The organism is Arthrobacter sp. 01N444 (assembly GCF_056399305.1).
The window spans coordinates 108723-121961 of sequence record NZ_JBFTRB010000007.1; the positions used below are offsets into that span (position 1 = coordinate 108723).

Annotated in this window: 11 protein-coding genes and 1 pseudogene; 7 read left to right on the forward strand and 5 right to left on the reverse strand. The window is 67.6% G+C overall.

Annotated features, from left to right (window positions below):
- Window positions 1–2: 2 nt before the first annotated feature.
- Window positions 3–1286: a branched-chain amino acid ABC transporter permease gene (locus tag AC1DKN_RS10665; protein WP_476856583.1), complete on the reverse strand. Its 1284-nt coding sequence runs from the start codon at window positions 1284–1286 to the stop codon at window positions 3–5.
- A 508-nt stretch (window positions 1287–1794) separates the two neighbouring features.
- Here AC1DKN_RS10665 and AC1DKN_RS10670 point away from each other — a divergent pair.
- On the forward strand, window positions 1795–2760 hold the full coding sequence (locus AC1DKN_RS10670) for a hypothetical protein (protein WP_476871242.1): 966 nt from the start codon (window positions 1795–1797) through the stop codon (window positions 2758–2760).
- A 164-nt stretch (window positions 2761–2924) separates the two neighbouring features.
- Window positions 2925–3842, forward strand: coding sequence for a Bax inhibitor-1/YccA family protein (locus AC1DKN_RS10675; protein ID WP_476871243.1), 918 nt, complete (start codon window positions 2925–2927; stop codon window positions 3840–3842).
- A gap of 111 nt (window positions 3843–3953) precedes the next feature.
- Here AC1DKN_RS10675 and AC1DKN_RS10680 read toward each other — a convergent pair whose 3' ends face one another.
- Window positions 3954–5192, reverse strand: coding sequence for an acetyl-CoA C-acetyltransferase (locus AC1DKN_RS10680; RefSeq protein WP_476871244.1), 1239 nt, complete (start codon window positions 5190–5192; stop codon window positions 3954–3956).
- A 20-nt stretch (window positions 5193–5212) separates the two neighbouring features.
- Window positions 5213–6372, reverse strand: a pseudogene (gene galK / locus AC1DKN_RS10685) (galactokinase).
- Between the two features lie 89 nt (window positions 6373–6461).
- Between galK and AC1DKN_RS10690 the strand changes: the two are divergent.
- The 4 genes from AC1DKN_RS10690 to AC1DKN_RS10705 all read left to right on the forward strand — a co-directional run bounded on the left by AC1DKN_RS10690 (window position 6462) and on the right by AC1DKN_RS10705 (window position 10814).
- Window positions 6462–7439 (forward strand): aldose 1-epimerase family protein, encoded by a 978-nt coding sequence (locus AC1DKN_RS10690; protein WP_243180042.1) that lies wholly within the window; start codon window positions 6462–6464, stop codon window positions 7437–7439.
- 169 nt (window positions 7440–7608) lie between these two features.
- Window positions 7609–8922: an AI-2E family transporter gene (locus AC1DKN_RS10695; protein ID WP_476849095.1), complete on the forward strand. Its 1314-nt coding sequence runs from the start codon at window positions 7609–7611 to the stop codon at window positions 8920–8922.
- A gap of 21 nt (window positions 8923–8943) precedes the next feature.
- The gene (gene ilvA / locus AC1DKN_RS10700) at window positions 8944–10182 is read left to right on the forward strand and encodes a threonine ammonia-lyase (protein ID WP_476871245.1); all 1239 of its coding nucleotides are present in this window, start codon (window positions 8944–8946) and stop codon (window positions 10180–10182) included.
- Between the two features lie 5 nt (window positions 10183–10187).
- The gene (locus AC1DKN_RS10705) at window positions 10188–10814 is read left to right on the forward strand and encodes a rhomboid family intramembrane serine protease (protein ID WP_476871246.1); all 627 of its coding nucleotides are present in this window, start codon (window positions 10188–10190) and stop codon (window positions 10812–10814) included.
- A 136-nt stretch (window positions 10815–10950) separates the two neighbouring features.
- Here the strand turns inward: AC1DKN_RS10705 and greA are convergent, their stop codons facing one another.
- Complete coding sequence (greA, locus tag AC1DKN_RS10710; RefSeq protein ID WP_028277369.1) at window positions 10951–11445, reverse strand: transcription elongation factor GreA; 495 nt, start codon at window positions 11443–11445, stop codon at window positions 10951–10953.
- 219 nt (window positions 11446–11664) lie between these two features.
- Window positions 11665–12117 (reverse strand): DUF4307 domain-containing protein, encoded by a 453-nt coding sequence (locus AC1DKN_RS10715; protein WP_476871247.1) that lies wholly within the window; start codon window positions 12115–12117, stop codon window positions 11665–11667.
- A 117-nt stretch (window positions 12118–12234) separates the two neighbouring features.
- Between AC1DKN_RS10715 and mca the strand changes: the two genes are divergently transcribed.
- A complete protein-coding gene (gene mca / locus AC1DKN_RS10720; RefSeq protein ID WP_230008780.1) occupies window positions 12235–13140 on the forward strand; it encodes a mycothiol conjugate amidase Mca in 906 nt (301 codons plus the stop codon).
- Window positions 13141–13239 lie beyond the last annotated feature (99 nt).

The following is a 13239-nucleotide window of genomic DNA, read 5'->3' on the forward strand; positions in this document are numbered from 1 at the left end:
TCCTAACCCACGCGCTCTTTGCGGCCCAGAATGCCCTGAGGGCGGAACAAGAGGACAACAATCATGATGAACAACGCTCCCACGTATTTGAGGTCGGCTGCGAGGCCGAACACGGTGGTCAGCTCCACGAAGATGCCGACGATGATGGAACCGACCAGGGCGCCCCAGACTGTGCCGAGGCCGCCGAGGGTGACGCTGGCGAAGATGAGCAGCAGGATCTGCGAGCCCATGTCGAAGGTGACGCCGGGACGGTAGTAGGCCCAGAGGATGCCGCCGAGGGCGGCGAGCATGCCGCCGACCACCCAGACGATCCGGATGACGGAGTCGACGTCGATGCCGGAGGCCGCGGCCAGCGCCGGGTTGTCGGCCACAGCACGGGTGGCCTTGCCGAGGCGGGTCTTGAGCAGGACGATCCCGAGGGCGGCGATCACGACGGCGCTGACGAGGAGGGACAAGAGGTTGTTGGGGGAGATGGAGATCGGGCCGATCAGGATTTCCACGCTCTGGGCGAACGGCAGTTGCTGGGTGGCGCCGCCGAAGTAGAACTGGATGATGTAGCGCACGGACAGGGCGAGGCCGATGCTGACGATCATCATCGGAACAAGTCCGGTTCCGCGGCGCCGCAGGGGTTTCCACAGGCCCGCGTCCTGGACGTAGCCGAACAATCCGCCGCCGATGACGGCCAGGATGACGGCCAGCCAGAACGGCAGGTGCATCTGGTTGAAGGCGAACACCAGCACCGCGCCGAGGGTGACCATTTCACCGTGGGCGAAGTTGGTCAGGCCGGTGGTGCCGAAGATCAGGGACAGGCCCACGGACGCGAGGGCGAGCAACAGGCCGAAGCTCAGGCCTGCCACCAGCCGGTTGAGCAGGTTTTGCATGAAATTCTGCTGCTCCACGACAATGCCCTTGCCAAACGTGAAGATCACCGAGAGGTTTGAGGTCTGGCTGAAGGTGACGTTGCGGGGGTTCTCCTGGCCCTCGGCCAGTTTGATGCCCTGCGGAAGCGTGGACTCATCGAGTTTGACCTCGTAGGTTCCCTGGGTGGGGACGCCGATGGTCCAGGCGCCGTTGGCTCCCGATTTGGTGGTTCCCGTGAAATCGCCGCTCGTGGCGGTGATGGTCACCCCGGGGATTGGTGCGCGGTCGTCGCCGCGCAGGAAGCCGCTGATGCTGTTCGTGAACTGGGTGGCCGACGGGGATGGTGTCGGCGAGGGGGTCGTGGCGCTGGACGCCGGGGCCACGATGAGCAGTAGCGCAGCCGTGGCTGCAAATACTGACCCCACAGCCCTCAATAGTCTGCCGCGCCGTCTCTGCGACAGGCCGCTCGTTGTGCTTCTCAAATTGAAAACCTCCACATGGGGGTGCTGTGGGTTGCGCCTTTGCAACCGTTGCGAACGGTCAGGGGACGAGCGTCTGGCAATACGATCATGTGTTGTGATGTCCGTCACCCTGTGTGGCCTATGCTACAGCCCGGGGGGCCCAAAGAATGCCGCCGCGAGCAGGGAGAACGTCGCGATCGGGTAACAACCGTGTAGCGCCGCCGACACCTTGCTGTAGCCCAGCTAAAGAAAACTTTTGTTGATTCCGAGTATGCCTAAACAGTGGCCTGCCCGGTCCCCGATTCGCCGGGCCGCCCGGGGCTGGCGCGGGCGGCCGGGCACGTCCGCTCCGGCCCGCGTCACCGCCACCCCCAAGCTTTTTCCAAGCCCGCCGGCGTTATGGTGCGAAGAGCGCCAGAACCCGAGTCCGTTCGTTCCGGAATCCGGCCGGCGCCGAAGGCAGGGGCCGATCGTGGAGGGCCGACTGATGAACCGGGTGGTCAAGCTGTGCCTCGCGGGTTCGCTTGTACTGGCGATCCTGGGCCTCCCGGCGCTCAGCCTGGGCCCCGAAACCGCTGGGGCGCAGGCCTGCGTTCCCTCCACGGAGGCACTCAGGGACCCCTATCCGGGGATCCAGGCGGCGGCGTCCAGCTTCGAGGCAGGCACCCTGGACGGGTTCGGCATTTCCGTGGCCGGGACGGGGAACGCCTCGGTGTCCACCGGGCTCTCGCGCTCCGGGAACTGTGCCGCCCTCCTGCACACCACCGCGGCGCCGGGCTCCATCGCCAGGCTGACGGTGGGCCTGACCCCCGGGACCACGGAGGCATATGCGGACGGCTGGTTCAACATCGCCGCCGAAGGAATGGCGGGAAACAATGTTCCCTACTTCCGGTTCTTTGCCGGCGGAGTCCGCGTCCTGGATGTATTCCGGCAGAACATCTCCCATGAGCTCGTGCTCCGTACCTCGTCACCTGCAGGGTTCGCCTACACCACCTTGCGGCGGGACGTCCCGACTGACTCCTGGCACCGGCTCGTCATGCACGTGGTCCCCAACGGCCCCGGGACCAACGTCCAAATCTGGTGGGACGGGCGTTCGGTCTACGCCGGCACTGTCAGTATTTCCGCCACGACGCTCGACACGCTCCAGCTTGGCTCCGAACACGATCAGCAAATGGCCGACATCTATATCGACGACGTCATTGTCAACAGCGGCACGGGAACGCCGGCGCCGGTTCCCGGCCCGCTCCCGGAGCCGAAGGGGGACCCGTCGCAGCGGTTCGACGATTTCCACGGTGACGGACAGTCCGGCCTGCTCGCGGCCGGCACCGTCACGAGCCGCACTGTCACGAGCCGCACTGTCGCGAGCCGCACTCTCGCGAGCCGCGCCGGGAGGCCGGCGTCCGCGGACATGCTCGGCCTGAAAAACCCGCTGACCTAGATCACGGTTCGGTTGCGGCGGTCCCCGTGGGGAACTATCCCTCCCTGTCAGCCGTGGGAATTGGTAGCGTGACTATATAAAACCCTGTTTCGTCTAGTCCGCAACGCACTAGTCCGCATCGCACCGGAACATCACCCACCCCCTTATTTTGGAGGACACCCGCAATGGCACATGGCGGAAACCCGATCTTCAGCGGAAAGAATTTCCGCGAAGCCACCCAGGCACCGCCTGCCCCGCAGGCCCCATACGGTCAGAACCCATACGGTCAGAACCAGTATGGCCAGACCGCTTACGGCCAGGCCCCGGGCCAGGGCGGGTGGAATTCGGCCCAGCAGGGCATGACCCAGGAACAGCTCCAGGACCTGTACAACCGCCCGGCGGCCGGGCCGGCTGACATTGGCCGGATGACGTACGACGACGTCATCGTCAAGACCGCCGGGTGCCTCGGCATCCTGGTAGTCGGCGCCGCAGTGGCGCTCGCCGTCCCGCAGGGCACCGGATCCATGCTGATGATCCTCGGAGCCCTCGGCGGCTTCGCCCTCGCAATGGTCAACACCTTCAAGAAGCAGCCGTCGCCCGGACTGATCCTGGCCTACGCCCTGCTCGAAGGATTCTTCCTCGGCGGCCTGACCCGCATCCTCGACAACCTGTTCCCGGGAGTCGGCATCCAGGCCGTCGTCGGGACGCTGTCCGTCTTCGCCGTGACGCTGGTGCTATTCAAGAGCGGCAAGGTCCGGGCGACGCCCAAGCTCATGCGGTTCTTCATGATCGCACTGATCGGCTATGCGGTGTTCGCGCTCATCAACCTCTTCATGATGATGACCGGGGCCGTGACCACGCCGTTCGGACTGAGCACCAGCGTGGAGATCATGGGCATCCCGCTCGGCGTCTTCATCGGCTTCCTGGCGATTGGCCTGGCCGCCTTCTCCCTGATCATGGACTTCACGTCCATCGAGGCGGCCATCAGCGCCGGCGCCCCGCAGCGATTCTCCTGGACCGCTGCCTTCGGCCTCACGGTCACGCTGGTCTGGCTCTACGTCGAGATCATCCGACTCCTGGCCATCCTCCGCGGCGACGAGTAGCCGGCGTCGTTCCTGAACGACCCTGATTTCCCGCGAGGAGCCCCGCCCAACGGCGGGGCTCCTCGTGTTTGCGGCGACGGGAACCTGCTGCAGCCCATCAGCTGCAACGCCTCAGCTGAGCCGCTCGAACACAACCGCCATGCCCTGGCCGCCGCCGACGCACAGCGTGGCCAGGCCGAGGGAGGCATCGCGGGCGCGGAGCCCGTTGAGCAGCGTGGTGGTCATGCGTGCGCCGGTCATCCCGAAGGGGTGGCCGAGCGCGATGGCGCCGCCGTGGATATTGAGCTTCTCCGGATCGATGCCGAGCTCCCGGGCGCTGGCCACCACCTGGACCGCGAAGGCCTCGTTGAGCTCCACGAGGTCGATGTCCCCGATGCCCAGCCCGGCGATCGTGAGCGCCCGGCGGGTCGCTTCCACCGGTCCCATGCCCATCAACTCCGGGGACAGGGCGCTGACACCGGTGGAGACGATCCGGGCTAGCGGTTCGAGACCCAGTTCGCGGGCGCGCGAGTCACTCATGACCACGACGGCGGCGGCCCCGTCATTGAGCGGGCACGCGTTCCCGGCCGTCACAGTGCCGCTACTGCGGAAGACGGGCTGCAGGGCGCCGACGGCCTCCGCGCTCACACCGGGACGCGGCGAATCGTCGCGGTCCACCACCGAGCCGTCGGTGCGGGTATACGGCGTGATTTCGCGGGCGTAGAACCCGGAAGCGATGGCCGCCTCGGCCCGGTTCTGGCTGAGCACCGCCCAGGCGTCCTGCTCCGCGCGGGTGATGCCGTAGCTTGTGGCGACGTTCTCCGCCGTCTGGCCCATGGCGATATACACGTCCGGCATCCGGCCGCCCAGCCGCGGGTCGGTCCACGGCGTGTTGGCGGCCGCACGGGCCTCGGTGCGTTTCCGGGCCGCCTCGAAGCGCGGATTGTGCGTGCTGGCGTCGGTCTCACCGGCACCGGACCACTCCCGGTAGCGCGACACCGCCTCCACCCCGGCGGCCACGAACGCCTGGCCTTCGCCGGCCTTAATGGCGTGGAAGGCCATCCGGAGCGTCTGCAGGCTGGAGGCACAAAAACGGTTGATGGTGGCGGCCGGAACGTTGTCCAGCCCGGCCAGGATGCTGACCACCCGGGCCATGTTGGAGCCGGCCTCACCGCTTGGCTCGGCGCACCCCAGATAGATGTCGTCCAGGCCGCGGCCTGGCCCGGCGGCGGCGTCGAACGCAGGAATCCCGGCGAGGGCCGCTGTGATCATGGCCGCGGCGAGATCGTCGGGACGTTCGTCTTTCAGGGATCCTTTGAAGGCGCGGCCGATCGGGCTCCGGGCGGTAGAAACGATGACAGCTTCTGGCATGCGCCCAGACTACGCCCCGCCTAGGCCAGGCGCATGGCTCCGGCCGCGGGGCTGACGCTGAAGATCTCCGGCGCGGCATACCCGGCCCGGGCGAAGGCACGTTCGACGGCGGAGCGAACCTGCTGCGCCGATCCCGCCGGGGTCAGGGCGATCGCGGAACCGCCGAAGCCGCCGCCGGTCATGCGGGCGCCGACCGCGCCGGCCGACCGCGCCGTGTCCACGGCAAGGTCCAGCTCCGCGCAGGAGATCTCGAAGTCATCGCGCATCGAGGCATGGGACGCGTCGAGCAGGGGGCCGATGGCGGCCGGGCCCCGGGTGTCCAGCAGCTCCACCGTCTGCAGCACGCGCTGGTTCTCGGTGACCACATGCCGGAGCCGGCGGAAGGTCTCCTGGTCCAGAAGGCCGCTGGCCTCCTCGAGGTCCTCGAGCCCGACGTCGCGCAGCGCCCGCACGCAAGGACCTCGGCGGCGAGTTCGCACGATTCCCGCCGGGCCGCATACCCGCCGTCGGCGTGGGAATGGGAAACCCGGGTGTCGATAACCAGCAGCACCAGTCCCGCGGCGTCGGCGTCGAACGGCACCAGCCGGACACTTTGGTCCCGGCAGTCGAGGAAGACGGCGTGGCCGGCCGTGGCCCGGAGCGAGGCGGACTGGTCCATGATGCCGGTGGGCGCGCCGACGAAGTCGTTCTCCGCCCGCTGGGTGGCCAGGACCATATCCTGCACGGAGAGGCCGGCGTCCATGAGCCCGTTCAGCGCCGAAATCACGGCGCATTCGATGGCGTGGGAGGACGACAGGCCCGCCCCGCGCGGAACCTCGGAATCCAGGAGCAGGTCCATGCCGGGAACCTGAAGGCCCCGCTGCTGCAGGGCCCAGATGACCCCGAGCGGGTACTTTGTCCAGCCCCTGGCACTGGCGCGGGCCAGCGAGCCGGTCTCCGCGGTGGTCAGCCCCTGGTTGCCGAACGTGGAGAGCATCCGCACGGTGGAGTCCGGCCGGACCCGGACGGCAACCCGGGCCGCCCGGTCGATGGCGAACGGCAGGACGAAGCCCTCGTTGTAATCGGTGTGCTCGCCGATGAGGTTGACCCGTCCCGGTGCCTGCCACACGCCGTCGGGCCGGGCGCCGAAGACCGTCTCAAACCGGGCGGCGAGCCCGCGGCCGCCCAGGGGTCGATTCATGGCCTGGCTCCTGCGCTGCTGGAAGTCATGGGTCCAAGGTATACGGGTTGCCGGGTTGTTTGTGTGGTGCGGGCTGTACGGTGGTCACCATGGATCTCTCAGCGACACCCCCGGCATCCGGCACTGTATCCGCCGCCAATGACACGATGCGCCGGTACGCGTCCGGCCGGCAGTACGAGCTCCGGCGCGGCGACGCCCTGGCAGTCGTCACCGAACTCGCCGCCGGCCTGCGGCTCTACAGCCGCGGCGACACCGCCCTGACGGAAACCTATGGGGATGCCGACATCGCGCCCGGTGCCACCGGAATCACGCTGGCACCGTGGGCCAACCGGGTGGAGGACGGGGTCTGGCACCTCAACGGCAAGAAGCTGCAGCTGGACATCACCGAGGTCTCCCGCAATAACGCCAGCCACGGTCTGCTGCGGAACTCCTCCTACGATCTCGTGGACGAGGACGAGTTCTCCGTAACCCTGGAGGCGGCAGTCTTTCCGCAGCACGGCTACCCGTTTCTTCTGCGGCACCGGGTCCGCTATGAACTGGCCGAGGACCTGGGCCTGGTGGTGCGCCAAACCCTGATCAACGACTCCCAGGACCGCGCGCCGTTCGTGCTTGGCGCGCACCCGTACCTGCGCCTGGGCGACGTGCCCAGCGAGGACCTCACCGTGAGCGTGGACGCCCGGACCAGGCTGGTCGCCGACGACCGCCTCATCCCGCGCAGCAGTGAACCGGTCAGCGGCGACTTCGATCTGCGCGGCGGGCGGCCGGTAGGGACACTTGACCTCGATTCGGCCTACACGGACCTGGAGTTCGACGGCGGCGTCGCCCGGCACACGCTGCGCTCACCCGACGGGCGGACGGTGAGCCTGTGGCAGGACGCGAGCTGCGGGTACGTCCATGTCTTCGTGACGACGGAATTTCCGGGCCGGTCGAAGGCGGTCGCGATCGAGCCGATGACCGGTCCCGCCAACGCGTTCAACAGCGGCGAGGGACTGCGCTGGCTTGCGCCGGGGGAGCAGTTCTCCATGACCTGGGGCATCTCCGCCTCGCTGACGGCCGCTGCAGGCTGACGCTGGGGGCTGACGCTGTGGGCTGACGCTGTGGGCTGACCGGCGGCCTGACCCCAGGAACGGCCCCCGGGCCGGTGCCTCGGCCGTTGACCGGTGTCTGGGCCGTCGCCCGGTGCTGGTTGCTGGTTACTGGTTTCCTATTGACCGTCGCCTACGGAATCATGGGGCTATGACGCCAGCTGAGGACGCCGCACCTGCCACAAGCCCCTCCTATTCCGCGGCCGGGACCGGCGCACGTGCCGGGGCCCGGGTATGGACCGACCGGGAGATCGACCAGGACATTCCCTACGGCGTGCGGATCGCCGCCGCCTGGGCGTGGCGCGGCGGGCTGATCCTGCTCGTGATCGGGCTGCTGGTCTGGCTGCTCAGCCACGTCAGCTTCCTCATCATCCCCGTGATGGTGGCCGCCCTCCTCTCGGGGCTCCTCAGCCCCGCAGTGCGCTGGATGGCCAACCGGCGCGTGCCCAAGGGGCTCGCCGTCGCCATCACTGTGCTCGGCTTCATCGGCCTCATCGTCGGTGCGCTGACCCTGGTCGGGCGCCAGCTCATGCAGGGCTTCGGCGAGCTGTGGTCCCAGGCGCTCACGGGCGTGCAGCAGGTACAGACCTGGCTGTCGGAAGGCCCGCTGCACCTGACGGCCGCCCAGATCGACAAGTACATCGAGGACGCCACCGCTGCCCTGCAGAACAACAGCAGCAGCATCCTCAGCGGGGCTCTGACATTCGGGAGCACCGCCGGGCACTTCGCCGCCGGCCTGGTCCTGGCGCTGTTCATCCTGATCTTCTTCCTGCTCGAAGGCGACAGAATCTGGGCCTTCCTGGTCAGGCTCATGCCCCGGAAGGCGCGCCGGGCCACGGACGGCGCGGGCCGCCGCGGCTGGACATCCATGGTCAGCTACGCACGCATCCAAATGTTCGTCGCCTTCGTGGACGCCGTGGGAATCGGCGTCGGCGCCGCCATCATCGGCGTGCCGCTCGCGCTGCCGCTGGGCGTGCTGGTCTTCCTCGGTTCGTTCATCCCGGTGGTCGGCGCGCTGTTCACCGGCGCGATCGCCGTGCTGCTGGCGCTGGTCGCCAACGGGCCCGTCAACGCCCTCATCATGCTGGCGATCGTGCTCGGCGTCCAGCAGCTCGAAAGCCACATCCTGCAGCCCCTCGTCATGGGCAAGGCCGTCTCCCTCCACCCCGTCGCCGTGATCCTGTCCGTCGCGGCCGGCTCCTACCTCGCCGGGATCCCCGGCGCATTGTTCTCCGTTCCGATCCTTGCCGTAGCAAACTCGTCGATTCGCTACATTGCGGGCAGAACGTGGGAACATGATGAAGTGTTGGCAACCGCGGGAGCCGGGGGCGGTCATGCCCCCGAACCCGGCGCAGACACCACCTTCACAGACGTCCACCTGCCGGGCGCAAACCCCGGCGGCGAGGGCGCCGCACCCAACAGCGGTGCTCCGGGCAGTGATGCCGGACGGGGCACCGACGCCTGATCCAAAGAAGGAGAACAGTTCGTGAATAACCTTGAGAGCCTGCCCGTCACGCTGGACGATGTCCTGGAGGCGCAGAAGCTGCTCGACGGGATTATTACGCGGACGCCCGTGGAATCATCGCGGGCCCTCGGCAGCACGGTCGGCGGCGAGGTCTTCCTCAAGTGCGAAAACCTGCAGCGCGCCGGCTCCTTCAAGGTCCGCGGCGCCTACGTGCGGATGGCCAAGCTCTCCGACGCCGAAAAGAAGCGCGGCGTCGTGGCGGCCTCTGCCGGAAACCACGCCCAGGGCGTGGCTGTCGCAGCCAAGAGCCTGGGCATCAAGGCCCGGATCTACATGCCGCTCGGCGTCGCATTGCCCAAGCTCGCCGCCACCCGCAGCCACGGCGCCGAGGTTGTGCTGCATGGCCACAACGTGGACGAGGCGCTGGCGGAAGCCAAGCGCTACGCCGATGAAAGCGGTGCCGTCTTTGTCCACCCCTTCGATGACGTCGACGTCGTCGCCGGCCAGGGGACGGTCGGGCTGGAGATCCTCGAACAGGTCCCCGACGTCGACACCATCCTGATGGGTGTCGGCGGCGGCGGACTCCTCGCGGGCGTTGCCGTTGCGGTGAAGGCGCGCGCCAAAGAACTCGGCCGCGATATCCGCATTATCGGCGTCCAGGCTGAAAACGCCGCCGCCTATCCACCCTCGCTCGCCGCCGACGCCCTCGTCCCGCTCAAGAAGGTCTCCACCATGGCCGACGGCATCGCCGTAGGCCGGCCGGGCCAGTTGCCGTTCAGCATCATCCGCGAGCTCGTCGACGACGTCGTCACCGTCAGCGAAGACGCCCTGGCCCGGGCGCTGATCTTCCTGCTGGAGCGCGCCAAGATGGTGGTGGAACCTGCCGGGGCCGTCGGCGTCGCGGCGCTCATGGAAGGCAAGATCGAAAACCCCGGAACCGTTGCGGTGGTCCTCTCGGGCGGCAACATCGACCCCATGCTGATGCTCAAGGTCATCCAGCGCGGCCTCTCCGCCGCCGGCCGGTACATGACCGTGCGGATGATGCTGGACGACCGTCCGGGCTCGCTGGCCACGATTGCCCGCATCATCGCCGAGAACGACGCCAACGTCACTGGCCTGGACCACACCCGGGTGGGCGGCTCCATCAGCATGGGCGACGTCTCCATCACCGTCAACCTGGAAACCAAGGGCCACGAGCACTGCAGCCAGGTCCTGGCGGCGCTGCGCGCCGAGGGTTTCCAGCCGATCGTGGTGCACTAGGGGCCATGGTGACGGACGCGTTTGGGGGCGGGGAGCCGCGGGAAGGGGAGAGCACCGCGGTGCGGGCCCGCCGGGGACTGCTGGTGGTCGGCTCCTTCGTGGTGCTGCTCTACCTGATCGAGATCCTCAACACCGCACTGTTCCACTCCCTGAACCGCACTTTCGGGCTGCGGCCGCGCAGCCTGGACGGGGTCCTGGACATCCTGACCTTTCCCTTGCTGCACTCCAGCCTGGCCCACCTGATGTCCAACACGCTCCCGTTGATCATCTTCGGCTTCCTCGTGTTCCTCTCCGGGCGCCGGGTGTTCATCACCGCACTGGCCGCCAGCTGGCTGGCATCCGGGCTCGTGGTGTGGCTCATCGGCGGCGCCAGCGTCACTGTTGGCGCCTCCGGGCTGGTGTTCGGGCTCTTCGCCTTCCTCCTGGTCCGCGGCTTCATCAACCGGAACTGGTGGCAGATCGCCCTGTCCGTGGTGTTGTTCATGGCCTACGGCGGCATCCTGTTCGGAATCCTGCCCACCGTGGCCAGTTTCGTCTCATGGCAGGCCCACCTGGGCGGGGCTATCGGCGGCATCACAGCCGCGCTGCTGCTGAGCACCAGGCGCCCCGGGGCGCTGTCCGCGGGACGCTGAATACCCCGGGAAGAGGACACCTCCCCAGGACTCCGGCCAAACCGGCCGGCCCCAACAGCCCCCCGCCAACGGGCGGAAAAAAACGACGCCGGCCTCCCCGCGAGGGGAGACCGGCGTCGCTGTTCTGTCGCTGGTGTCAGCCGGCGTACGGCTTGGCGGAGATGATCTCCACCGTGATGTCCTTGCCGTTCGGGGCGGTGTAGCTGAGCTTGTCGCCCTCCTTGTGGCCAACGATGGCCGCGCCGAGGGGGGACTTCTCGCTGAAGACATCCAGGTCCGAGTCGCCGGCAATTTCACGGGAGCCGAGCAGGAAGCTCTCCTCGTCGCCGGCAATCCTGGCCACGACGATCATGCCGGGCTCCACGATGCCGTCGTCGGCCGGGGCCTCCCCGACGTGGGCGTCCCGGAGGAGGGCCGTGAGCTGGCGGATGCGGGCCTCGATCTTGCCCTGCTCCTCCTTGGCAGCGTGGTAGCCACCGTTCTCCTTGAGGTCGCCCTCCTGGCGCGCCGCTTCGATCTTCTGGACGATTTCTGCCCGGCCGGGGCCGGAAAGGTTGTCCAGCTCTGCCTTCAGGCGGTCAAAAGCTTCCTGGGTAAGCCAAGCCGCAGTTGCGCTGTTGGTGGTAGACACGGACTTCTCCTTTGGGTGGTCATACAAGCAAAGACCCCGCCACGGTGGCCACTTTTATGACGCAGTAACCAGCTCAGCGGGGGAAAGGTATTGATCCATTGTAGTCAATCCTGTGGATAAACCAAAGAGGACTGCGGCGTGGATCACACGGTGTCCCAAGCAGCCTCGGACGGCATCACTGCGTGCGCGGCCCGGCACTTGCCGCGGCCTGTGGTCCCGTTATTGTCCGGCGTCGGGAATCCAGCAGCTGTCCACGACGGCGGAGACCGCCTGGGATTCCGTGCGCAGCTGGGTGCGGTGGGCTGTGGTGCGTCCGCCGTCCGTGCCGGCATCGGCCGCGTTCGGCCCGATGTCCACAACCTTCCAGCCAACAATCGCGAACTTCGAGTCCATGGCCTTCACAGCGCATTTCGCCTCCGCTGCCGGGTCCTTCGTGACCTGGAAGTCGATTTCCGTGACCGTGGCGTCGGGGGTGCTGTAGCCGACATCCTTGTAGCTGACACCGCCGATGGCCGCCGACGTCGAGACCCAGGCCAGAAAGGCAATGCCCACGGCGAGGGCGGCGATCAGGATGTTGCGTTTGACCTTGCGGGTCAGCGCGCGCTTTTGGCCGCCGTAACGATTGGATAGGCTGTTAGGTGCCGGCGCGGCAGGCTGGTCCTCGGAAGTCACCAGTCCAGTTTAGTGTGGATCGGACCGGGATATTTCCGGCTGGCCGCACAGACCAAGCCGCACACCAACAGACGCACCCCAACAGGGCAGCACAGCAGAAAGAGGAGCCGTCCCACGATGACAGCATCCCCCAGCCCGTCAGCACCGCTTCGTCTGCTGGCGGTCCATGCTCATCCCGACGACGAATCCAGCAAGGGTGCCGCCACGATGGCGATGTATGCTGCCGCCGGCGTGGACGTCCTGGTGGCCACGTGCACCGACGGCTCCCGCGGCGACATCCAGAACCCCGCGATGGAGGGGCAACCGCACCCCAAACGCGACATGGCCGGGGCACGCCGGCTGGAGATGGACGCCGCCGCGAACGTCCTCGGCATCCGGCAGCGCTGGCTCGGCTTCGTCGATTCCGGGCTGCCCGAGGGCGACCCCCTGCCGGCCCTGCCGCCCGGGTGCTTCGCCCTGCAGCCGCTGGAGCGGGCGGCCGCACCGCTGGTCCGGCTGGTCCGGGACTTCAAGCCCCACGTGATCCTCAGCTATGACGAGAACGGCGGTTACCCGCACCCGGACCACATCATGGCGCACCGGGTGGCCGTCGAGGCCTTCGCGGCGGCCGGCGATCCCGCCCGGTATCCGGACGCCGGGGAACCCTGGGTGCCCAGCAAGCTCTACTACGACCGCGCCTTCAGCCCGGACCGTTTCCGTGCCCTCCACTCCGCGCTGGAGGAGGCCGGCCTGCAGTCCCCGTATGCCGAGCGGCTCGCTGCGTGGCTGGAAGCGGACGCCGAGGGGCATACCCCGCCGCCGCCGACACACGCCACCACAACCCAGGTCGAGTGCGGCGATTTCTTCGAAGCCCGCGACGACGCACTCCGCTCACACCGGACCCAGGTGGACCCGGAAGGATTCTTCTTCGCGGTCTCCTCGGCCATGCAGCGCAAGGTCTGGCCGTGGGAGGACTACTCCCTGATCGAATCCCGGATCCCCGTAGATCTGCCGGAAACGGACCTCTTCGCCGGGCTAAGATAGAGACGAAATGGCTCTTCTATCCAGTGTAGAAAAGATGTTGTAGACAAAGCACTGTAGAAAAGTCACCGCAGAAAAGACACCCAGTTCCACAGAAGGTTT